General features: G+C 70.8%; 16 protein-coding genes. 5 read left to right on the forward strand and 11 right to left on the reverse strand.

The window, feature by feature from the left end:
- The first annotated feature begins 73 nt into the window (after positions 1–73).
- Positions 74–1,645 (forward strand): FAD-dependent oxidoreductase, encoded by a 1,572-nt coding sequence (locus tag ACFJIX_RS20745; RefSeq protein WP_377154424.1) that lies wholly within the window; start codon positions 74–76, stop codon positions 1,643–1,645.
- Positions 1,646–1,765: 120 nt separating this feature from the next.
- Here the strand turns inward: ACFJIX_RS20745 and ACFJIX_RS20750 are convergent, their stop codons facing one another.
- The gene (locus ACFJIX_RS20750) at positions 1,766–3,847 is read right to left on the reverse strand and encodes a TonB-dependent siderophore receptor (RefSeq protein WP_377154427.1); all 2,082 of its coding nucleotides are present in this window, start codon (positions 3,845–3,847) and stop codon (positions 1,766–1,768) included.
- A gap of 231 nt (positions 3,848–4,078) precedes the next feature.
- On the opposite strand from ACFJIX_RS20750, the gene ACFJIX_RS20755 reads away from it, so the two are divergent.
- Entirely contained in the window at positions 4,079–4,204 is a 126-nt protein-coding gene (locus tag ACFJIX_RS20755) for a hypothetical protein (protein ID WP_377154430.1), read from the forward strand.
- A gap of 121 nt (positions 4,205–4,325) precedes the next feature.
- On the opposite strand, the gene ACFJIX_RS20760 is transcribed toward ACFJIX_RS20755, so the two are convergent.
- Positions 4,326–4,766, reverse strand: a complete 441-nt coding sequence (locus ACFJIX_RS20760) for a hypothetical protein (protein ID WP_377154432.1) — start codon at positions 4,764–4,766, stop codon at positions 4,326–4,328.
- 179 nt (positions 4,767–4,945) lie between these two features.
- Between ACFJIX_RS20760 and ACFJIX_RS20765 the strand changes: the two genes are divergently transcribed.
- The gene (locus tag ACFJIX_RS20765) at positions 4,946–5,644 is read left to right on the forward strand and encodes a helix-turn-helix transcriptional regulator (RefSeq protein WP_377154434.1); all 699 of its coding nucleotides are present in this window, start codon (positions 4,946–4,948) and stop codon (positions 5,642–5,644) included.
- Between the two features lie 49 nt (positions 5,645–5,693).
- The gene (locus ACFJIX_RS20770; RefSeq protein WP_377154436.1) at positions 5,694–6,065 is read left to right on the forward strand and encodes a VOC family protein; all 372 of its coding nucleotides are present in this window, start codon (positions 5,694–5,696) and stop codon (positions 6,063–6,065) included.
- Between the two features lie 33 nt (positions 6,066–6,098).
- Here ACFJIX_RS20770 and ACFJIX_RS20775 read toward each other — a convergent pair whose 3' ends face one another.
- From ACFJIX_RS20775 to ACFJIX_RS20810, 8 genes are all read right to left on the reverse strand, one after another.
- Positions 6,099–6,722, reverse strand: coding sequence for a DUF4157 domain-containing protein (locus ACFJIX_RS20775; protein ID WP_377154438.1), 624 nt, complete (start codon positions 6,720–6,722; stop codon positions 6,099–6,101).
- A 112-nt stretch (positions 6,723–6,834) separates the two neighbouring features.
- The gene (locus tag ACFJIX_RS20780; protein WP_377154440.1) at positions 6,835–9,612 is read right to left on the reverse strand and encodes an Ig domain-containing protein; all 2,778 of its coding nucleotides are present in this window, start codon (positions 9,610–9,612) and stop codon (positions 6,835–6,837) included.
- A gap of 5 nt (positions 9,613–9,617) precedes the next feature.
- Positions 9,618–11,030 carry an ATP-binding protein gene (locus ACFJIX_RS20785; RefSeq protein ID WP_377154442.1) on the reverse strand — a complete coding sequence of 471 codons (1,413 nt, stop codon included), beginning with the start codon at positions 11,028–11,030 and terminating at the stop codon, positions 9,618–9,620.
- Complete coding sequence (locus ACFJIX_RS20790; protein WP_377154444.1) at positions 11,014–13,041, reverse strand: contractile injection system tape measure protein; 2,028 nt, start codon at positions 13,039–13,041, stop codon at positions 11,014–11,016. The genes ACFJIX_RS20785 and ACFJIX_RS20790 overlap by 17 nt, the downstream gene beginning before the upstream one ends.
- Entirely contained in the window at positions 12,996–15,779 is a 2,784-nt protein-coding gene (locus ACFJIX_RS20795) for a hypothetical protein (RefSeq protein WP_377154446.1), read from the reverse strand. The genes ACFJIX_RS20790 and ACFJIX_RS20795 overlap by 46 nt, the downstream gene beginning before the upstream one ends.
- Positions 15,776–16,576 carry a hypothetical protein gene (locus tag ACFJIX_RS20800; RefSeq protein ID WP_377154448.1) on the reverse strand — a complete coding sequence of 267 codons (801 nt, stop codon included), beginning with the start codon at positions 16,574–16,576 and terminating at the stop codon, positions 15,776–15,778. Before ACFJIX_RS20800 ends, ACFJIX_RS20795 begins: the two co-directional genes overlap by 4 nt.
- Positions 16,573–16,734: a hypothetical protein gene (locus ACFJIX_RS20805; protein ID WP_377154450.1), complete on the reverse strand. Its 162-nt coding sequence runs from the start codon at positions 16,732–16,734 to the stop codon at positions 16,573–16,575. Before ACFJIX_RS20805 ends, ACFJIX_RS20800 begins: the two co-directional genes overlap by 4 nt.
- Positions 16,735–16,831: 97 nt before the next feature.
- The gene (locus ACFJIX_RS20810; protein ID WP_377154452.1) at positions 16,832–19,186 is read right to left on the reverse strand and encodes a hypothetical protein; all 2,355 of its coding nucleotides are present in this window, start codon (positions 19,184–19,186) and stop codon (positions 16,832–16,834) included.
- Between ACFJIX_RS20810 and ACFJIX_RS20815 the strand changes: the two genes are divergently transcribed.
- Positions 19,185–20,645: a hypothetical protein gene (locus ACFJIX_RS20815; RefSeq protein ID WP_377154454.1), complete on the forward strand. Its 1,461-nt coding sequence runs from the start codon at positions 19,185–19,187 to the stop codon at positions 20,643–20,645. The two genes, ACFJIX_RS20810 and ACFJIX_RS20815, sit on opposite strands and share 2 nt — an antisense overlap.
- Here the strand turns inward: ACFJIX_RS20815 and ACFJIX_RS20820 are convergent.
- Positions 20,573–21,028 (reverse strand): GPW/gp25 family protein, encoded by a 456-nt coding sequence (locus ACFJIX_RS20820; RefSeq protein WP_377154456.1) that lies wholly within the window; start codon positions 21,026–21,028, stop codon positions 20,573–20,575. The two genes, ACFJIX_RS20815 and ACFJIX_RS20820, sit on opposite strands and share 73 nt — an antisense overlap.
- Between the last annotated feature and the right edge of the window lie 44 nt (positions 21,029–21,072).

The following is a 21,072-nucleotide window of genomic DNA, read 5'->3' on the forward strand; positions in this document are numbered from 1 at the left end:
ATACCATCCCTTCAGTTATGTGCAAACTACACTCAATTGGAGCGACATGAACGAATCCTTCCTCCCGTGCGCCTTGCCTGCTACCACCCAGGTCCTCATCGTCGGCGCCGGCGCGGCGGGGTTGACGCTCGCCATCGACCTGGCCCGTCGGGGTGTCGATTTTCAACTGATCGAGCAAGCCGCCCGGCCATTCCACGGCTCGCGCGGCAAAGGCATCCAGCCACGCACGCAGGAGGTCCTGGAAGACCTCGGCCTGCTCGACCGGCTGGTAGCGACCGGCGCGCCGTATCCGCCACAGCGCCACCATGCGGCGGACGGCAGTTTCACCGAAACGAGCTTCGAGACCTCGCCGCCGACCTCGTCCGAGCCGCATCAGATGCCGCTCATGGTGCCGCAGTTCCTGACCGAGGCGGTGATGCGCGAGCGGCTGGCGGAACTCGGCCACGCGCCGCGCTACGGCTGCGCGCTGGTGGACTTCGAGCAGGATGAAGAGGGCGTCACCGCACGCGTGGCGGTCGGGACCCACGAGGCCGACGAGGCCGACGGGACCGACGGGATGGTGGGCGGGGCGGACATCCGCCATGAGCGGATTCGTGTGCGCTACCTCGTCGGCGCCGATGGCGGCCGCAGTGACGTGCGCAAGCAGTTGGGCATCGATTTCCCCGGCAAGACGCTCGGTGTGCGCGCGGTGGTGGCGGACGTGACCCTGAGCGGACTGTCGCGCGACGCCTGGCATCAGTTCAACGACGGATCGATGGCGCGGCAGCTCGCGCTCTGTCCGCTGGCGGGGACGGCCTTGTTCCAGCTGCAGGCGCCGGTCCCGCTGGAGGGCGAGGTCGACCTCGGCGTCGACGGGCTCAATGCGATGGTGAAGGATCGTTCGGGCCGCGACGACATCCGCATCGAGGCCGTGTCCTGGGCCTCCGCGTACAACATGAACGCGCGCCTGGCCGAGCGCTATCGGGTGGGGCGGGTGTTCCTCGTCGGCGACGCGGCGCACATCCATCCGCCGACGGGCGGTCAGGGCCTCAACACCAGCGTGCAGGATGCCTACAACCTCGGCTGGAAACTGGGCGCCGTGCTGCACGGCGCGCCGCAGGCGCTGCTGGAAACGTATGAGGAGGAGCGCAGGCCCGTGGCCGAGGGCATGCTCAAGCTCTCGACCCGGCTGCTCGACGCGGCCAAGCGCGGCGACAACCGCCGCGGTCGCGAGGTGCATCAACTCGACATCGGGTATCCGGAGTCCTCGCTCGCGCTGGAAGTGCCGGCCCGCGAGCGCGGCCCGCTGGCCGGCGACCGCGCGCCCGATGCGCGCCTGCGTGGCGCGGCGGGGCAGGGGACGCGGCTGTTCGAGCTGTTCCAGGGACCGCACTGGACGCTGCTGGCGTACCGCAGGTCGCGGACTTCATTGAACTCGCGCAGGGGCCTGCCCGCGCGAGCTGGTCTTCGTATCCACGCGATCGGCGAGACGGGCGAAGGCGGCGACTACGTGGACGAGCACGGCGACTTCCGCGACGCCTATGCGTTGCAGCCCGGCGACTGGGCGCTGGTGCGTCCTGACGGCTACATCGCCGCGATCGTGTCGTCGTCGAACCTCGAGGCGCTCGAACGCTTCCTGAGCGCCTGCGGCCTGCCGCGGCCCTGAGGCAGGCGAAAAAAGACCCGGGACTCAGCCCGGGTCTTGAAGTGCAGGAGCGTCAGGGCGCTCTCGAAGCGCGTTGAACGTGCGTTGACCGCACGTTGACCGCGCCTCGATCGGCGCTTGTCAGAGCTTGTAGTCCAGCGACACGCCGTAGTTGCGCGGCGCGCCGTAGATCGCGCCGTAGGCCAGCCCGCCGATGTACTTCTTGTCGAACAGGTTGTTGACGTTGGCGCGCAGCGTGGCCGACTTGGACAGCTCGTAGGACGCGAACGCGTTGGCCACGACATAGGCGCCTTGCTTGGCGCTGCCGATCTTGCTGACTTCCGACTGCCAGCGGCCGCCCAGGCCGACGCGCAGCGCCGGCAGCATCGGCACGCGGGTGTCGACGCGGAAGTTCAAGGTGTGGCGCGGCACCCATTCGTAGATGTCGTTGCCGTCCGGGCCGGTCAGCATCAGGCGGGTGTAGCCCGCGGTCAGCTTCGTGTCCTTGCCGATGCGGCCGGTGGCCTCGACTTCCCAGCCCTTGGACTTGACGTCCTTCGGCACGTACCAGTACTGGCCGCCCGAGGTCATTCCGCCGTAGGTCGCCAGGCCTTCCTGCTTCGACGTGAAGACGGCGGCGGTGGTCAGCAGCGCCTTGTTCAGCCACTCGGCCTTCACGCCCACTTCGCCGTTCACGCCCTTCATCGGCGCGAGGTAGGTGCCGTTGATGTCGTACTGGTCCTGGTTCTGGAAGATGTTGGAGTACGACGCGTAGGCCAGCACGTCGGACGTGATGTCGTAGGTCACGCCGAAGTAGGGGCTGGTCTTCTTCGTGTCCGGATAGTCCGTGCCCGTGGCCGGATTGCCGTAGACCGTCGAGCCGGCGCGTTCCAGCTTGACCGCGTTGACCCCGACGATGGCCTTGAGCGAATCGGTCACCGCGATGCGCGACGCCGCGTACAGGCGCGTCAGCGTCTGCTCGCCGCCTTCGCCGGCCGCGCGCGGACCCCATTGCGGCTGCGTGTAGGCGTCGCCGTCGTACGGGAAGGCCGGCAGCGGATCCAGCATGTGGTCCAGCACGGCGTAGGTGTCGGTCTTGGTTTCCTGGTGCGACCGGCTCAGGCCCACCAGCACCGAGTGCTCACGGCCGAACAGGTTGAACTTGCCGTTGACGTTGGCGTCCAGCACGTTGTTGTCCGAGCTGCCCAGGCTGCGGTACGGCCATCCGACCAGACCGGTGTTGTCCGGGTTCAGCACGCCGCTGTTGGAATAGGCGTACAGCAGGCGCGTCGCCTCGTTGCCATGGCGGTAGTTGTAGGTGACCTTGGCTTCCCAGTTCTTGCTCAACTGGTGGGTGTACTCGGCGAAGGCGTTGTAGGACTTGGTGTTCCAGTAGGTCCACTTCTGCGAGGTCGACGAGCCCACCGGGAAGTCGGCCTGCGTGCCGTCCGAGCGCAGCAGCGTCAGCGAGCCCCACATCGGCGAATCCTGCTTCGCGTCCACCGCGGTGATGCCCACGGTCAGCACGCCGTTCGTGCCGATCTGGCCGTCCACGACGCCGTAGACCGAGGTGCGCTTGTCCTTGAGGTCGCGCAGGTAGGAGTCCTTGTCCTCGGTCGCGACGACGAAGCGTCCGGCCCACGAGCCGTCCTCGGTCAGCACCTTGTTGTAGTCCAGCGCCGCGCGCTTCTTGCCGTAGGAGCCGAAGGAGACGTTGAACTCGCCGCTGTCCTCGTTCTTCGGACGCTTGCGGATGTAGTTGATCGTGCCCGACGAGTTGCCCACGCCGGTCAGCAGGCCGTTGGCGCCGCGGATCAGCTCGATGCGCTCGAACAGGAAGGTGTCCTCCCTGCCGACGACCGTGCCCCAGGAGTTGGTCATCCCCAGGCCGTCGACCTGGGTCAGCTGGATCTCGAAGCCGCGGGCGTTGAAGGTCGCGCGGTTGGTCTCGTACTGTTCGACGTTGATGCCGGTGGCCAGGGCCAGGGCCTCGTTGCTGCCGGTCAGGCCGAAGTTGGCCATGTCTTCCTGGTCGATCGAGCTGATCGTCTGCGGCGTGTCCTTCACGTCCATGGGCAGGCCGGTCGCGCCCTTGGAGACGCGGTTCGCGCGCTTGCCGGTCACGACGATCTTGTCGAGCGTGGCGTCCTGGGCGTAGGCCAGGTCGCCGATCGCGAGGGACGCCGCCAGGGCGCACGCGGTCATCAGGAATTGCTGCTTCATCGAGTAGTCCGGAAGAGGGAGGAGGTGACTTTCGGCCGGGACTTTAACGCAGGTGAGATTGATTCGCATTAAGTGAAATGGCAAAAACGAGTCATCTCGCGCAGCACGTGGTAGCGATACCACGGAGCGGTGGCGCCTCGAAGGACGGGCGGCGGGCGTCAGCCGGTCAGCGCACGGCCTGACGAAGGAATGCGTCGGATGGATGGACGAGATCTTCGATCGGAGCCAGGCATGAACGCGCGGTGGCAGGTCTTGCTGAAGAGCAAGTGGACGAAGTGGGCCGTCGGGGCGGACGTGCTCGTCAAGGTCGGGCTGCTGGTCGTGGCGGCGATGGGAATGCTGGGGCAGGGCGGATGAAACCTGTCGTCAAACGCCCCGTTGGGCCTGATCACCACTCGGCACGGCGGCGAAGGAGGACATGAAGACGCCGGAGGAATTCATCCCGACGACCGCGGGAATGGTGGCTGATTCGAGGCGCTCAGTGCAGGCTGCTCAATGCCACTGCCGCAGGGACGATGACGAGAATCAGGATCGCGTACAGGACAACGATCGGCGTCCGCTGGGAGATGGCGTAGGCCACATACGCCTCTCTGGGGTTGCGCCGTGCCGCCAGGGCCTGCAATGGCAAGGTCAACAGACCCAGCGCGCTCCCACCGCCAACGCTCAGGGCCAGTCCGCGCCAGTCGTTGTGCGCAAAGATGCCTGTCTGGTAGAGGCCGATGCCGACGAGGAGTCCGGAGAAGATGATCGCATTGCAGACCAAGATGGCGACGCGATTCTCTCGAACCAGCGTGGCCGCATTCTTTCCGTTGCTCACGGTCGGGACCCACCGCGCAACGGCGGCACAGAAAACCATTGCCGCAGCGCCACCCAGGACGCCGCTGATGACAGGTCTCAGCGTCTCGAATTCAAAGCTCATGCTGCGTGTTCCGCTCGCCTCATTGGTCCGAATTCTCGCCGTTGCTGAGGACCGGAAACCCTCTCGGCTGCCGGATCCTCAGCCTTGGCGTCTGCACCTCACCTGATCCGCCTCCGTGAAGCCGGAGCGGAGCCCGGGCGAAACCACCTATCCTCGCGCCAACTCCTGGAGGAATCGGTTTGTCCCGCTCCGCACGCCTGCTCGACCTGATCCAGACCTTGCGCCGCCACCGTCACCCCGTCACTGGCGAGGCGTTGGCGACCGCGCTGGACATCAGCCTGCGCACGCTCTACCGCGACATCGCGACGCTGCAATCGCAAGGCGCGCGCATCGACGGCGCGCCTGGCCTGGGGTATGTGCTGCGCGAAGGTTTCGTGCTGCCGCCGCTGATGTTCTCTGTCGACGAGGTCGAGGCGCTTGTGCTCGGTTCGCGCTGGGTCGCCGGTCGCAGCGACGCGCGATTGAGCATCGCGGCGCGTGACGCACTGGCCAAGATCGCGGCCGTGCTGCCGCCAGCCATGCGCCATGAACTGGACAACACGTCGCTGCTTCCGGGCCCCTCGGATCCACCGGACGTCGACCGAGACGTCCTGTCGCTGATGCGCCGGGCGATCCGCCACGAGCACAAGCTGCGCATCCACTATCGCGACCTCAAGGGCAAGGACAGCGAGCGCACCGTCTGGCCCTTTGCGCTGGGGTATTTCGATCGCGTCCAGGTGCTCGTGGCCTGGTGCGAACTGCGCGAGGAGATCCGCAGCTTCCGCACCGATCGCGTGACCGGTCCGGAACTGATCGAGGAGCGCTATCCCCAGCGCAAGGCCGCCTTGCTGAAGGCCTGGCGGGAACGCGAGGGCATCGCTGCTGCTGACGGAAATTGACAGACCTGGTTCCTAGCATCCGCTGCGTCAACCCAACCAGGAACCTGTCATGAGTCACCCCAACTTCATCCTCCTGTACGTCGCCAGCCCGGCCGAGAGCAGCGCGTTCTACAAGCGCCTGCTCGGCAAGCCGCCGGTCGAGAACTCGCCCACCTTCGCGATGTTCGCGCTGGACTCGGGCGTGATGCTGGGCCTGTGGGCCTCGGCGGGCGTCGCACCCGCCGCCACGCCGGCAGGCGGCAGCGAGCTGGCCTTCGCGGTCAAGGACGCCGCCGCCGTCGATGCGCGCTTCGAGGACTGGAAGACCTCCGGGTTGCCCATCCTGCAGACGCCGACCGCGATGGACTTCGGCTACACCTTCACGGCGACCGATCCTGACGGTCATCGCCTGCGGGTGTTCTCGCCGGCGGCGCGCGGGTAAATGCCTGGCCGCCGCTGAAGCGCGGCGGTCCGTTCACCCCTCCCGCCCGATGCTCATCGCCTTGTCCCCCATCCGATCCGCCTCCGCCTCCAGCCCGGTGTCGTCGTTGATGTCGACACCCTGCATCTGCATCGTCGGCTGCACGCGGCCCTCGCGCTGCTGCACCACGTGCCAGGCCTCATGCGGGAGGTGCTGCTCCTGACCCGGGCCGAGGTGGATGTCGTTCCCCTGCGCGTAGGCGAGCGCATTCAGCTGCGCCGGCTGCGACGAGTTGCGATGCACCCGCACGTCCGACAGGTCCGTGCCGGACAGCGATTCGATGCCGGACTTCAATCCATCGGGCATCCCCGTCCGGTTCTCCTGGCGCTGCACCGGCTCAGCCTTGGCCTGCGCCGTGCCGAGCTCCTCGTCATCGAGCATGCCGGTCTCCCGCTGAGCGACCTTGGCCTGCGCCGTGCCCAGCTCGTCCTCCTCCAGCCCGGTCTCGCGCTGCGCGACCGGCCCGAACGCCGCATCGATGCGCCGGCGCTGCGCCAGCTGCCGCGGCGATCCGTCCAGCATCGCGGACAGGTCGCCGCCCTCCAGCGCTCGCCGCTGCGCCGGCGAGGCCGCCGGCGCATGCTCGAACGCGCTGTTGTCGTTGGTCGAGTCCTTCATCGGAGGCTCCTCTCGTGGTCGATGTGCGCGTGTCTTTGCGCGTGTCTTTGCGCGTGACTTGCGCGTGGCTTGTGCGTGACTGGTGCGTGTCCTGCGTGTGTCTTCCGGGCGCTCAGGGGGCTTCGACCCTGGGCTTGAACGTGACGATCAACCCGCCCACGATCAGCACCAGGATGATCACCACCAGCAAGGTGTTCCCCGTCCTCAGCTGATTCAGCGACGGGTCGCAGGAGAAGATCGCGCTGGCCACCGCGAGCGTCACCAGCGCCCCCGCCCACAGCACCATCAGGATCACGTGACCCATCCGCCGCACGCGGCAGTTCCAGCCGTAGAGCAGCAGCGTCGTGCCCACGATCACCAGCAGCGCCTCGAGTCCCAGCCGCAGCGGCATGCGCATCGGGCAGACGATCTTGCAGAAGCGGGTGTCCTGGTCGAGGAAGGACCAGAAGCGCGTGTCCAGCAGCTCCACCACGGTCTTGCCGGCGCCGATGCTGGACACCGGCAGCGGCCAGAACGCCACGCCGCCGAAGGACCAGCCGATGTAGACCAGGTCGCGGTCCATGCTCTCGGCCCCCACGAAGTCGACGGGCTTGCCGCCCGGGTACACCAGCACCGGCATCACGCTGACGAGCAGCGCCATGCGGTCCGGCCCGCTGAGCTCGTCGGTGAAGTCGGTGCGGTTGCGAAGCTGCATCTTGTTCACGTCCGACCCCATGCCCAGCGGCGTCAGGATGCGCACCGTGATCGGGCTCTTGCCGACGTAGTCGGGCGTCGACTTGTAGGAAGCCGTCGCCGCGCCGCGCTCCTTGTATTCGCCGGGGGAGGCCTCCGCCCGGTTGCGCTCCGCCGTCTTCATGATGGCCAGCAGGTTCCTGAACCGGAATGCCGTCCCCTTCTCGCCGAGCAGGTGCTGCGGGATCACCAGGTTCAGTTGGAAGGCCCGCGGCGCCCGCTTCTGCATCTGGGTCACCAGCGACTGCACGTAGTCGATGAAGAAGCGCTCGAAGCGCGGGTCCTCCGCCTCCGCGTCCGTCGGCTCGAAGAACACCGTCAGCCCGTCGTAGACATGCGCCTCCTCGCGCCAGCCCGGCGGCAGCAGGGCCTCGAACCGGCCCTGCAGGTCGCTGTGCCGGATGTCCAGCATCGCGCCGATGGCCGCCGCGCTGTTGGCCAGCACGTCGTCGCGCGCCGGCTTGACCAGCCGCATCAGCACGTGGAAGTCGCGGCGGTACAGCACCAGGTCCAGGCCGACGTCGTGCTGGTTCACACGGCGCGCGAAGCCGCCCCCCGGGCTCTCGACACCGGGCGGCGCCTGATAGCTGCCGTCGTTGCGCAGGACCGCGCCCATGTACTGCATGCGCGTGAACTTGTCGAAGCGCACCGGGATGGCCGCATCGCTCGCGCCCTGCATCCAGAAGGGCAGGAAGGCGTACACGTCGGTCTCGATGGCCTGCAGGCTGCAGCCGCAATCCTCCGGGACGAGGTTCAGCGGCTTGACGCCCGTCATCGGATGCTCGACGCCGGCCGCGTCGGTGATCTCCTCGCGCAAGGTCGCCGGCATCAGCATGTCGAGGAAGGTGTCCACCGCCAGCCGTCCCGGCGGCAGCGTCGGCACTTGGCCGGGCTTCGCCGCCTTCTCCTCTTGCTTCTGCTGCTGTTTCTCCTTCTCCAGCTGCTGCTTGCGCTCCAGCTCCGCGGCGGCGATGCGGCCGTCGATCGCGTTGTCCTGGTCCGGCGCGCGCCCGCTCCCCGGTGACGGTCGCAGCGGCGGCGGCTCGCGGTCGCGTTCCGCCAGATCCTCCTTGCGCGGGCAGCGCTGGATCTGGTCCTTGTCGAGCTCGCGCGTGAGTTCGTTGACGTGGCGCAGGAAATACTCGCACTGCCGCGCCCGCAGCGAGTCCTGGAACACCGCGCGCGTCGGGTGTTCCACGTCCTTCAAGGGCATCAGCATCTCGCGCAACTGGTCGAGCGTGGGCCCCATCACCGGCGGCTTCACCGCGAGCGCCTTCGGGCCCGCCGGCTCGCCCTCAGCCGCGGCTTCGCCCGCGGCGGCCGCCGTCATCAGCGACTCGCCCGCCGAGGCCTCCGCGTTCTTGAAGATCTCGGCCAGCTTCGCCTCGGTGAGCACGTAGGTCATCGGCATCGGCGGATCGGCCGGCACGACGCGGTTGGTCTGGTCCTCGGTGATCGACGTCAGCGGATTGGGCGGGCGAGCCCGTGCCGTCGCGGGCGCGCGCGCCGGGACCGATGCCGGCGCCGCGGCCGGCCGTGCGACCGGCGCGGGCTTGGGATCGACGACGCGGATCTCGTACAGCGCCTGCTCGAGGTTCCTCGTCCGCGAGGCGTCGGTCGCGGTGAGCAGGAAACGGAACGTGCCGGTCTTCGTCGGCGTGCCGGCGAGCGCGCCGTCCTCCTCGACGAACATGCCCGGCGGCAACGCGCCGTCGATGGCGATGCGGTAGGGCGGCCTGCCGCCGCGCACGAGATCACGCGCCTTGTACGGGCGGTCGAGCCGGCCGGACGGCAGTGGAATCGTCTGGTAGACCAGCCACATCGGATCGCGACCCGCGGCAGAGGCCGCGGCCGAAGCGGCTGAAGCAGGCAGGGGAGCCGAGGCGATCGGCTGCTCGGGCCGAGGAGGCAACGGACGCGGCGTCGCGACGTAGGTCGTCGTGTCGGACGCCGAGGACGCCGGCGCTGCCGCCGGCGACTGCGCGCTCGCGTGCAGCACCAGCAGCGCCGCCGCGAGCAGCATGCCGCCGACGAACCAGCGCACGCGGGCGCAGTGACGGCAAGGCGACGACACGCGCCCGGTGTCGGGCGCGTCATCGGCCGATTCGTCGACGGACCACCGCCGACGCATCGATTGGAAGAAGGAGCGTGTTCCCATGGCGCCTACACCGTGCGTCCTTCCTTGCGCAGTTCCTTGGCGATGCCGCGGCGCAGGTCGGCGGCCAGGATGCGGTCGCGTCCCGCCTGCATCGCGTTGATCGCGCCGAAGCGCACCACGTTGGCGATCGCGCCGCCGGCCAGCTCATGCCGCTCGGCGAATTCCGCGAGGTCCACGTCCACGTCCAGCCGCCCCGTGTGCCGCACCATGCCTTCCCACAGCCGCAGGCGCTGCTCGGCGTCCGGCATGGGGAAATACACCGCCGACTGGAAGCGCCGCGCGAACGCGTCGTCGATGTTGCCCTTGAGGTTGCTCGCCAGGATCACCGTGCCGGGGAAGTCCTCGACGCGTTGCAGCAGGTAGGACACCTCCTGGTTGGCGTGCCGGTCGTTGCTGCTGGAGGTCGCGGTCCGCTTGCCGAAGAGCGCGTCCGCCTCGTCGAAGAACAGGATCCAGCGCCGGTGCTGCGCCTGGTCGAAGACCTGGGCGAGGTTCTTCTCCGTCTCGCCGATGTACTTGGAGACCACCATCGACAGGTCGATGCGGTAGACGTCCGCGCCGACCTTGTCGCCGATCAGCGTGGCGGTCAGCGTCTTGCCCGTGCCCGGCGGGCCGAAGAACAGGCAGCGGTATCCCGGCTTGAGCGCCTTGTCGAGCTGCCAGTCCCGCATCAGCGTGTCGCCGTGGCGGGCCCAGGTGATGATCGCCTCGACCTCGTCCATCACGTCGGGATCGAGCACGAGGTCGTTCCAGCCGAGCTTGGTCTCGATCAGCTTGGCCGGGAACTGCGTGCTGTAGTCGGGCTTGCGGGCCTCGCCGGTGCACAGCAGGTCCAGCGTGTCCGCGCCGGCCAGCAGCGCGGATCCGTACCAGGGCTCTCCCGGCGCCTCATGCGCGAGCCGCACCATGCCGAGCCGGCGCAGCGGCGCCGTCTCATCGAGCATCTGCCGCAGCGCGAAGCGGCGCGCCAGGTCCTCGCCCGCGATCAGGAAGGCCGCCGTCTCCACCGTCGGCAGGAAGCCGCCGTGGTGCCGGCCCTTCCAGCCGCCGAACTCGCAGAAGCCGCGATCCAGGTTGCGGTTGCTGACGAAGAGCAGGTCCATCAGCTGCGGCCGCAGGTGCGGCGCGAGCGCGAGCGCGAGCACCAGCCGCTCCGCCGGGCCGAGCTCGCCTTCGCGGATCAGCCGCGTGAGGTCGTTGTCCGGCTCGGCCGCCGGCGGCGGCAAGGCGGGCGGCGGGGGCAGCTCGCCGCGATCTGCGAACCGCGGCGATGCCGACCTCGGCGGCGCGACCACCTCTTCCTGCCCGAAGTGCCCGGCCAGGCGCAGCTGCAGCACGCGGTCCAGCCAGTGCAGCTCGGCCTCCAGTGCGCGCGCGTTGTTCGTCGCGCGCGGCGACGGGTCAGCGCCAGTCCACATGAATCACCCTTTCCATCCACGGGTGCCGCAAGGTCGCGTAGCCCCAGGGCAGTTGATCGATCAGCATGTCGAAGGGGCCCGGCTCGACCGACAGCTGCCACGCGTCGTCGCCGCGCTCCAGCTGGCCGGCGCGGCGCAGGAAGCTGCCGCGCAGGCCGTCGATCGACGTGGTGCCCAGGATCCGCCAGTGCTGGATCACGGCGCCGAGCAGGCCGTCGATCGCTTCGCGCTCGGCGTCGGAGAGCTCGATCAGGCGCGGCACCGTCGTGTCCAGCGGCACGCCGCACAGCAGCTTGTTGAGCACGAGCTCCGGCTCGGGCGCCGCGGCATGGCCGGTCGCCAGCGCCTGCAGCAGCAGCACGGCCCGCGCGGCGGCCTCCGGTCCGGTGAAGGCACGGTCGTCGGCGAGGCCGAGCATCGAGAACAGCCGCGGCAGGTAGGGCGACACCAGCACGAGCCCCGCGTTGCCGACGGCGATCTGCGCGCTTGACGCGTGGGCATCGGCATCAGCGCCGGCATGAGCGTCGACGTCGATCGACGAGCCGGGCGTCCTCGACGCATCGGAGTCTCCCTGTCCCCGCGTCGCGCGTGACGTGGCGGAGGACTTGCGCCACGGCAGGCGCAACACGGACAGCGCGGCCGACAGCACGGCCGTGGCGGCGCGCACCGCGCGGTCGAACCAGCGCGCGGGCGGCTCCGATCCGGGCGGGGCATGGCGCTCCAGGTCTTCGCGGACCTCGGTCTCATAGCGGGCCGGATCGAAGCTCGACGACGGATGGCGCACCGCGTGGCCGAGCGTCGCCTGCCAGAGCCGACGCCGACGTGCTTCGATCGTCGCGCCGTCGGTGGTCGATGGAGCAGGGTGCTTCGATGAAGGAGACCGGCCCGTCGCATGGGACCCCGACATCCCCGCCGCAACGTCGCTGAATCTATCGCCTGCCATGTCGCCTGCCATGTCGGCCGACACCTGGCCGGCCGCGACGGCGGCGATCCACGCGGCGACGGCTTCGGCGGCGGGCTCGGCCATCCACAGGCTGAGCAGGCGCGGCAGCAGCCGTTCGGGCAGGGCCTGCACCAGGCGTTCGCGCACGATCGCTGTCTCACCGACGCGCTGCAAGGTGGCGCGTAGCCAGTCGCGGTCTTCGCGCAGCAGCGGTGCCCACGCGTGCGCGACGCCGTGCAGCGGATCGCTGCCGCTCGAGAACGCCGCGCCCGCATCCAGCGCCGCGAGCAGCTGCGCGCGCAACAGCATCAACGCGGCGGGCCGCGGCGCCACCGCGTGGTCCATCGCCTGGCCCAGCACCGATTCCCACAGCGCCGCCTGCGTGCGCGGCGAGCGGCCGTTGCGGCGGGCCTGCGCGACGATGTCGAGCAGTCGCGCCGCAGCCGCCGGCTCGCCGGGCATGAAGGCGTGGACCAGCGTGCCCAGCAGGTCCTCGTCGAATTGCGCGGCCAGGCGCTGCAGCAGCGCCGCGCGGTCCGGCGTGGCGCGCAACGCGGCGACGAGCGCGCCCGCGTCCTCGCGCAGCGCGTCCCGGGCGAGGCTGACCGGATCGTCCCCGCGTCCCTGCCAGGGCAGCCGGCCATGACGCAGGAAATGCAGCAACGCGTCGCGTCGCGCCTGCGGCCGTGTGCTGACGCGCAGGCCGGTCGCGCGGCCGGATGCGCTGGTCGCGCCGGGGCCGCGCAGTTCCTGCAGCACGCGGCGCAGGCGCTCGCGCAGCAGGCGCGGCGCTTCGGTCTCCCACTCGGCGGCTGGCAGCTCGCCGAGGTCGATCTCCAGCTCGTCCAGCCGCCAGTGCTCCTCGGCCGGACAGCATTCGTCGAAGACTTCGTCGATCACGCGCAGCAACGGTCCCTGCACGCAGGTGACCAGGCGCGCCTCCGTCTCGCCCGGGCTCATGCCGAGGGTCTGGCCGACGCCCTGGCCGAGCCCCAGTCCGGTGCCGAAGTCCGCGTCGACCGTCATGCGCTCGACCAGATGCGGCAAGGCGCGTTCGGCGTCACGCATGGCCTTGCACGATCGGCCCGTGGCCGTCGTCCTCTCCGCGTGGGCCGCGGTCGGCGCCGCCGCCGTTGCCGGTCATCGCTGCGTCGTCGATCCCCAGGCGCTCGATCACGCGGCACGCGGTCTCGTCCGCCAGCGTCCGCGCGCGCTCGTCGTCGGGGGCGCCGGCCCACGCGAGTCGCGCCTCCAGCCAGGCCGCATAGGTGTCCTCGAATCGCTGCATCGGCTCGGCGTCCAGCCACACGCAGCGCAGCGTCAGGTGGGCGGGGCAGCTGATGCGCAGCGTCTCTTCCGCGAAGTGGCGGAAGGCCGGTTGCGACGTGCGATGCGTCCACCCCGGCAGCACCACCGTCACGCGCAGTTGATGGAAGTCCTTCGACAGCCCCAGGCGCGCATGCGAAAGCGCATCCTGGCGCCAGCGGCCGCAGCAGCACGTGCTCGACGACGTGCATGCCCTCGCTCTCCTGGTCCAGATGACGCAGGAACAGCCGCAGGCTGGCGGCGCCTCGGCGCGCGGCGGCGGCGTCGGGGAACTCGCCCAGCAGCCACCATTGCTGGTTCTCGTCGGGTCCGAGGATGAGGCGGCGCGCTTCGCCGCGGCCCGCGGCCGGCATCAGCCGGTAACGCGCGCTGTGCTGACCGGCGCGCAGCAGCCCCGCCGGAATCGGCAAGCGCAGCCAGGGCATGCGTTGCAGGTCCTCGCGCACCTGCGCGCGGTCGGACGGCTGCACGGCGTGGCCCGCGGACGGCGCCAGCCGCACGGCGTCGTCCTGGTCGTCGAGCAGCCAGGGCTGATGTCCGGCGCCCGGCCTGGCGACGAGGGTGAAGCGCTGCTCGCGCAGCGCGCGCGTCAGCGGTCGGTCGTGCCACTGCTTGAAGCCCAGCAGCAGGCTCGCGCGGCGCTGCAGCCCGCCGCAGTTGTCCGGCACGTCCCACGACGGCCGGGTGGGATCGAAGCCGCCCGCGCGGTCGCGCGTCAGCTGCACGATGTCGCGCAGCCAGGTGGCCTTGTTCTCCAGCAGCAGCGTCTCGGACTCCTCGGGGCTGAGGTGGCCGAGGAACTGCCGCATCGAGTTCTGCGTGTAGGTCTCGCCGTGCAGCGCCAGCAGGTGGTCGAGCGCGCGGTTCTTGCGCCGCGCCGAGCGGTCGAAGGGCCGGTACACCGCCTCGGCCACGGCCTGCGGCGCTTCCTTGTAGAGCTGGTCCAGCCCCGGCACGGCGTCGGCGCCGATCATCTGCGTCCACAGGCCCTGGCGCGCGCCCGGCGTGACGGAGAACAGCTCGCGCAGATGCTGCAGCTGGGCCAGGCCTTGCGCGATGGCCTGCTCCTGCATCACCAGGTAGGCCTTGAGCTGCCGGGCGCGCGCCTGCCGCTGCGGCGGCGCGGTGGACGGCACGCCGTAGCGCCCCAGGCCGTAGATCGCGGGCAGGTGGTCCTGCACCGAGACGTAGGTGTCGAGCCGGCGGTGCACGCCGCGCGGCAGCAGCTCGGCGGCACGCGCGGCCTGCTCGGTACGTCCGCGCGCCTGATGGGAGCGGCCGGCCGAGCGCAGGTCCTCCAGCCGCCGGCGCAGGTCGTTCCAGGCCACCGGCACCACGTTGCCGCGCCGGCGCACGCTGATCGTCGGCGGCACGTCGCGGTCGGGCAGGCGCAGCGACAGCGCCCAGTCCCGGCCGCGCCATTCGACCGAGCCGGCGTTCGTCTCACGGCCCTCGGCGCGCAGGGCGACCACGCGCGCGTCGACGACGCCCGGCACCGACAGCACCACCGTCGTCAGGTCCGAGAGGAACAGCCAGTCGACCGCGTAGCCCGCCTCCGGTGCCGGCGCGTCCTCGATGAAACCGTTGCGCAGCTCGGGCCCGGTGTAGATGCGCTCCAGCGACTGGCCTTCGCGCAGCAGCTCGTCCAGCGTGCGCGAGACCGCCGCGCGCGCGATGTGCCGCGCGCAGCGGTCGTAGACCTCGGCCAGGATGTCGACGCCGTCGCGTGGGCCGGCGATGTCGATGTCGGCATGCAGGTCGCAGGGCACGTCGCGCATGCGGACGATGTCGGGATGCAGGTCCTCGCCGAGGTTGCGGCGCTCGAAGTAGGCCGCGCGCGCCGCGGCGATGCGCTCGGCGGCGACTTCGTCCGACAGGACGGCGCGGCCGGACGATCCGGACGCGGAGCCGTTGGCCGAGCCGCTGGCCGAGCTGCTTCCGGAGCCCTTCGTCGACCCGTTCCCCCGGCCGTTCGTGGCAGCGCCCGTGTCGCGCGTCAGCTGCAGCTGCAGCCGGTACAGGCCGGTGCCAGGCTCGGCCAGCAGCGTGGCGTCGTCGAGTCCGGGCGCCGCGTCGAGCAGATGACGCCGATAGTCCGCCGGCGTGGTCGGCCGGCAGGGGAAGACCTCCGCCGGCGGATGCAGCGACAGGGCTTCGTAGTCGATGGTGCCGTCGGGTCCGGTCAGATGGTCCGCCACCGGGAAGCCGGCGCGGTAGACGACATCGGTGAGGCCGAAGCACAGCTGCTCCAGCATCGTGATGCCGGGGTCGTGCAGGTTGTGGTCGGTCCATACGCCGCCGCTGAGCTGCTGCAGCAGGGCGATGCCGCGCGCGCGCAGCCCGTCGAAGCCGACGTCGCGCTCCTCGTCGGTCGTCGGCGTCAGCTTGACCGGCGTCGTCGGCATGACCGGAGGCGCGGACGGCCCCGGCAGATCGGACGGGAACGCCGAGGGATGCGACGTCGCGCCGCCCGCGCTCATGTCGAGCCTCCCGTCATCTCGGGGTCGAACCACAGCTGCGACACGGAGGCCTGGATCACCTTGCCCTCGCCGTAGTCGCACTGCGTGCGGATCTGCAGCCGGTAGCTCGCGCGCCGGCCGTGGCCGCCCGCCCAGCGCAGCTGGATGCGGTCGCAGCGGCGGCCGTACCAGGCGTGCTGGCTGCGGATGCGCTTGCGCGGCGACAGGAACTCCAGCCAGCCCGGCAGCGGGTTGTAGGTGTTCATCGCGATCGCATGCAGCATCGCGAAGCGCCCGCCGTCCTTCTGCCCGACGCCGGCCATCACCTCGAACGCCTGGCAGCCGCTCAGCGCGCCGGTCAGGTCGTGCCACTCGCCGTCGGCCTTGAGCGGCTGGCCGGCCTCGTCCTCGCGGCGCAGGTCGCCGAGCCGGCCCGACGACGCGACCACGCCCGCCACCTCCAGCGCCTGTCGCGGCTTCGCCGTGCCGATGCCGACGCGGCCCTCGGTGTCCAGCGCCAGCACCGGGTCCCGCGTGCCGGCGGCGCGCGCGTCGCCGTGGTGGAACAGCAGCTGGTCGCGGTCGCCGCCGTAGGCCATCGACCAGATCGCCTCGCGGCCGCTCTGCTCGCGGTAGAAGCTGATCAGCGCATCGTGGCTGACCGGCGTGGAGACCTCGAAGCCGTTCTCCGGCGTCTTGCGGAAGCCCTCGTCGCTCATGTTGAGCATCGAGTCGATCAGGTCGCCGAAGTGGTCGCTGGTGGGCAGCCGACCTTCCTGGAAGAACTGCTTGAGCGTGTCGCGGTTGCGGGTCGTCATGGCGCACCCCTGCCGATCACGACGGCGGGCCCGGCGTCCTGCCGCTCCGGTCCACCGATGATGAAGGTGCTGCCGACCGCCAGCCGGTCCACGCCGGTGGCGCGCGGCGACACCGTCTCCGGAAAGCGGTCGACCGCGGTGAGGATGTGCTGCGGCATCGGCAGTGCGATGCTCCACGGCAGCCGCGCGCGCGCATGGGCCGCGCCGGTGGCCGGCGGCGCGCTGTTTCGGCCGCTGCCGCTGCTGCCGCCGCCGCTATGGCCGTTCCTGACGTCCTGGCCGTCCTGGCCGTTCTGGGCGCTTCTGCTCTCCCTGCCGTCCTTGCCCGGCCGACCCGGCGGCGGGACGTCCAGCGGCCCGCGGGCGGTGTCGGACAGCGTGTAGACGTCGCGGTCGTCGCAGGCCACGGTGATCAGCGACAGCTGCGTCACGAAGCTCACGCCCTCCAGCGCGCGCAGCCGGGCCTCGAGGTCCTCGCTGCGCACCAGCCAGTCGAAACGCGCGCCGTAGCCGTCGTCGAACCACGGCGACAGGTAGTGGACGATGGCCTCGTTGACGCGGCGCAGCGTCGCGCCTTCGTGCGCGCCGCGCGTCAGGCCGAGCGTCGCGCGCAGCTGCAGCCGGTCGTAGGCGGGATTGCGCACCTGGAAGCGCGCGAAGGGCGAGCCGATCTCCGTCAACGCGGCGGTCATGCGGGCCAGCTCGACCGCGTTGAAGCGCGGCGCCGCGCAGGCCAGCGCGGGCAGGTTGCGCGGCAGCGTCGGGATCACCACGGCCGTCACGCCGCCGCTGCCGTCCTGCGCGGGCAGGCAGCGCGCCTTCATCACATCGGGGAAGCGCGAGAGCAGCAGCCGCTCGACGTCCCAGCCCAGCGACGCGCGGCCTTTGTGCTGCAGTCGCTCGCCGGCGCGCGTGATCATGGCGCGTTCGTCCTCCTCGCGCTGCAGACTGAAGGAGCGTCCGACCTGCGTCACCGAGGCCAGCCCCGGCAGCGTCGCCGACGGCCGCACGATGGCGCCGTCCACCAGCGGCACCGGCGGGGGCGGGCGGCGCGCTGCCGGTGCGCGGCGGCGCAGCGCCCGTCATCCCCGTATCGCCCGGCATCTGCCGCCGCAGCCGCACGCCCTGCGTGCGCACGGACACCAGACCGGCGAAGGAATCGAACTCCGCGGCCGCCGACAGCCGCAGCCAGTACAGCCCGGCCGGCATCACGGTGTGGTCGGTGCTCATGTCGCGCGGCAGGTCCAGCGTCACGATGCCGGAGGTCAGGCAGCCGTGCGTCGTGTCGCCGAGCACGCGCGACGCGGCCAGCGTCCGCCACTCGTCGTTGGCCAGCGTGGCCCATTGCACGGCGCGCGGCCGCGACCCGTTCAGCAGGCTGCGCGCCGACGACTCGCGCAGCTGGAACAGCAGCGTCAGCACGCCGCCGGGATCGCAGGAGGACAGGCCGATGTAGAGGTTGCCGTCGACGCCCAGGCGCGGCAGCAGGTCGTGACCACCGCCCGACATCGCCGAATACAGCGTCTGCAGGCCGAAGGGGTGGAGGTGGAACAGCCGCTCGCCGTCGACGCCCTCGGGCGGATCGTCGTCGCGGTCGAGCGCGATGACGCTGGCGGCCTCGTAGTTCAGCGAGATGCGCTCGATCACCGGCGTGTACGGCGGATTCGGCAGCGGGCTCGGGCGCTTGGTGCGCGCGTTGGCGGCCACCGTCGCGGCCAGCTCGACCGGATAGGCCGCATGGCCGAAGGCCGAGCGCGGGCCGCTGAGCTGCAGCCGGCACAGGCCGTTGCGCGGCATCGGCATCGTGGACCAGTCCTCGTCGGTGGCGCGGCTGAGCTTGCGCACCGAGCCGGGATCGATCTCGATGTGCTGCGTCGCGATCAGCTCGCCGGCCGCGTTGGCGCCGGCGAACAGCGGCTGGTGGGCCGAGCGGTTCGCGCAGGCCTGCCATTGGCTGTCGCGCAGCCAGGCGATCTCGGTGCTGAACTGGCCTTGGCGCAGCTCCTTGCCGGCGGTGCCGCCGTAGCCGGCGTAATGCGTGTCGAAGCCGCCGGGCTCGAGCGGCAGGCCGCCCCATTCGATGTCCAGCGAGAGCCGGTCCAGGGTCTTGCGCGCCGCCTCGGGCGAGCCCACGACCAGGTAGGAGGACAGGCCCGGCAGCGGACCGAAGGGCGCGAAGGCCTTGGTCGGATCGAGTGGGCCGAGGTTGTTGGCCAGCCGCACCTCGCGCACGCCGCGCACGCACACGCGCAGGTCGACCTCCGCCAACGGCAGCCGCGCGAGCAGCGAGTACGGATAAAGCCGCCCCTGCGTCGCGACCTCCAGTTGCAGCACCGGCAGCCGCGTCGGCCATTCCGCGCCATGCACGGCGGGATCGCAGCCGGTGATGGCCGGCGCGTCCGCGCGCAGCCGGATCAGCAGCGACAGACCGGCACCGGCGGCGCGGTCGAGGCGGCTCTCGACGGTCCACCAGCCGGCCGCCGTGCTCAGGCTCAGGCGGAACGCGCCCTGCAGCAGCCGGTCGAAGATCAGCGCGCGGTTGGGCGCGCCGGAGCCATCGAACATCGCGGGCAGGCCTTCGCCGAGCAGGCGGTGCGCGGCGTTGCGCATGGAGACCCAGTCGGTGTCGGCGCAGGTCCTGGTTGACCTCCGCGGTGGTGCCAGGTCTTGCGTCGCCGCCGGCCAGCAGCCATTGCGGCACCAGGTCCCCGAAGGCATCGCGGAAGGCGTCCGCGGTCTTGGCGCGCAGCACCGCGTCGCGCAGGCCGCGCAGGTCCGGCGCGGCGCCGGACGAGGTCTGACGCAGGATCACGCGGATCTCGCGCTCGCCTTCGCGCAACAGGAGCAGCGGCGACGCAATGGCCAGGCCGATGCGCGCATCTTCGGCCCCCGCGCCGCCGGCCGCGCCGAACAGCGGCCAGACGGTGCGGCCGTCCGCCACCGGCTGCGCGACCTTGGCGCGGGTGACGTAGTCGAGGTCGCGCTCGGGCGCGATCAGCCGGTCCCGTTCCAGCCGCAGCGTGCGCAGCGTCTCCACGCGCGCATCGGTGACGGTCAAGGGACCCTCGCTGACGAAACGTACCGGCCGGCCCGCCGCGTCCTTGCCCGCGTCGAAGGCGGTGCCCGCCGGCACGTGCACGTCGCCGGGCGCGCGCAGGTCGCGCTGGCAGGCCAGGTAGACGGTGTCGGCGCGCGACGGCGCGAGGTCGAAGCCCAGGCAGTCGCGGTAGTAGAACGCGGTGTGCCGGGCGGGGAAGCGGTTGACCTCGCGCTGCGCCGTCTCGCAGACCTTCAGGAAGGCGACCAGCAGCGCCGCCGCGGGCTCGTGGTTGGCCGTGGCGATGCTGTCGGGCAGCAGCTCGCGCGCCAGCCGGCGCACGTCGTCCACCGCGCTGAGGAAGGCGAAGAAGCGTTCGCGCAGCCGCTCGCGGTCCTCGCGCTCCGCGTCCGGATCGACGGCCGGCTCCTCGCTGATCTGGCGGTGCCACATGCGCGAGAGCTCGCGCTCCACCGGTCCCGGCGGACGCGGCGCGGCCGGCGCGTCCTGCTTGTCCTCGCGCTGGAGGAAGCGCCGCTCGACCCAGCGCAGGTCGGCCGCCAGCTGCTGGTCGACCAGCAGGTGGATGCGCTCGCGCAGCACGCGCGGCGCGGTGTCGTGGATGCCGGCCAGCGCGCGCCACCACAGGTCCAGCCAGCCCGCCAGCGTCAACACCTGGCGCGCCAGGTGCGGCAGCGGCGCCGAGTCCACCTCGCGTCCGAAGCGCTGCTGCAGCGGCCACGGATCGACCGCAGCGATGCGCGCCATCACCAGCGTCGGATCGGTGGCGAAGAGCGAGCTCCAGTCGCCCGCGTCGTGGTCGTCCAGGTCGATGAAGCGCAGATGGCGCGCCAGCTGCGCCGTCATCTCCACGCGCTGCTCGAAGTCCAGGTCGTCCGGGCGGAAGTAGCCCGGCGCCAGGGCCATCGGGAAGCGCTCGCGCTGTTCGGTGCCGGTGCTCATGCGGCGATCCTCCCTGGCGCGTCGCGCCCCGGGTCCTCGGTCCCCAGCACCTCGCCTTCGCGCAGGTAGAGCGGGAACACGAAGTTGTAGCGGCTGTTGCTGCTGCGCAGCGTGTAGTCGAGCTGGATGCGCAGCACCCCGTCGTACAGCCCGGAGGTGTCGATGTCGATCGCGTTGAGCGCGATGCGCGCCTCGAAGAACAGGATGGCCTGCTGGATGAGGCTGCGGATCTCCGTCAGCGTGCTGTCGTTCATCGTCTCGAAGACCATGCGCCGCAGGCCGCAGCCGTAGGTCGGGTGCATCACGCGTTCGCCCGGCGCGGTGGTCAGCAGGATGCGCAGGCTCTCCTCGACGTCGGTCACGCCGGACACCATCACGCCGCCGCGCGTGCGCCGGTCGAAGGCCGGCGGGAAGGCCCAGCCGGTGCCGAGGAAGTCGTGTTCGCCGTCCATGTGCAGGTGTCCGTGAGCGGGTCCGTGGAGGAGTCGGAGGGAAG

Source organism: Roseateles sp. UC29_93 (genome assembly GCF_042695725.1).
Taxonomy (GTDB): domain Bacteria; phylum Pseudomonadota; class Gammaproteobacteria; order Burkholderiales; family Burkholderiaceae_C; genus Roseateles; species Roseateles noduli_A.

What these genes read in the sequence shown, in the direction of transcription:
- ACFJIX_RS20750 (WP_377154427.1), bottom strand. Translation starts at nt 3,847, where the DNA reads ATGAAGCAGCAATTCCTGATGACCGCGTGCGCCCTGGCGGCGTCCCTC.
- ACFJIX_RS20755 (WP_377154430.1), top strand. Translation starts at nt 4,079, where the DNA reads ATGAACGCGCGGTGGCAGGTCTTGCTGAAGAGCAAGTGGACGAAGTGG.
- ACFJIX_RS20760 (WP_377154432.1), bottom strand. Translation starts at nt 4,766, where the DNA reads ATGAGCTTTGAATTCGAGACGCTGAGACCTGTCATCAGCGGCGTCCTG.
- ACFJIX_RS20770 (WP_377154436.1), top strand. Translation starts at nt 5,694, where the DNA reads ATGAGTCACCCCAACTTCATCCTCCTGTACGTCGCCAGCCCGGCCGAG.
- ACFJIX_RS20775 (WP_377154438.1), bottom strand. Translation starts at nt 6,722, where the DNA reads ATGAAGGACTCGACCAACGACAACAGCGCGTTCGAGCATGCGCCGGCG.
- ACFJIX_RS20780 (WP_377154440.1), bottom strand. Translation starts at nt 9,612, where the DNA reads ATGGGAACACGCTCCTTCTTCCAATCGATGCGTCGGCGGTGGTCCGTC.
- ACFJIX_RS20785 (WP_377154442.1), bottom strand. Translation starts at nt 11,030, where the DNA reads ATGTGGACTGGCGCTGACCCGTCGCCGCGCGCGACGAACAACGCGCGC.
- ACFJIX_RS20790 (WP_377154444.1), bottom strand. Translation starts at nt 13,041, where the DNA reads ATGCGTGACGCCGAACGCGCCTTGCCGCATCTGGTCGAGCGCATGACG.
- ACFJIX_RS20795 (WP_377154446.1), bottom strand. Translation starts at nt 15,779, where the DNA reads ATGAGCGCGGGCGGCGCGACGTCGCATCCCTCGGCGTTCCCGTCCGAT.
- ACFJIX_RS20800 (WP_377154448.1), bottom strand. Translation starts at nt 16,576, where the DNA reads ATGACGACCCGCAACCGCGACACGCTCAAGCAGTTCTTCCAGGAAGGT.
- ACFJIX_RS20805 (WP_377154450.1), bottom strand. Translation starts at nt 16,734, where the DNA reads ATGCCGCAGCACATCCTCACCGCGGTCGACCGCTTTCCGGAGACGGTG.
- ACFJIX_RS20815 (WP_377154454.1), top strand. Translation starts at nt 19,185, where the DNA reads ATGGAGACCCAGTCGGTGTCGGCGCAGGTCCTGGTTGACCTCCGCGGT.
- ACFJIX_RS20810 (WP_377154452.1), bottom strand. Translation starts at nt 19,186, where the DNA reads ATGCGCAACGCCGCGCACCGCCTGCTCGGCGAAGGCCTGCCCGCGATG.
- ACFJIX_RS20820 (WP_377154456.1), bottom strand. Translation starts at nt 21,028, where the DNA reads ATGGACGGCGAACACGACTTCCTCGGCACCGGCTGGGCCTTCCCGCCG.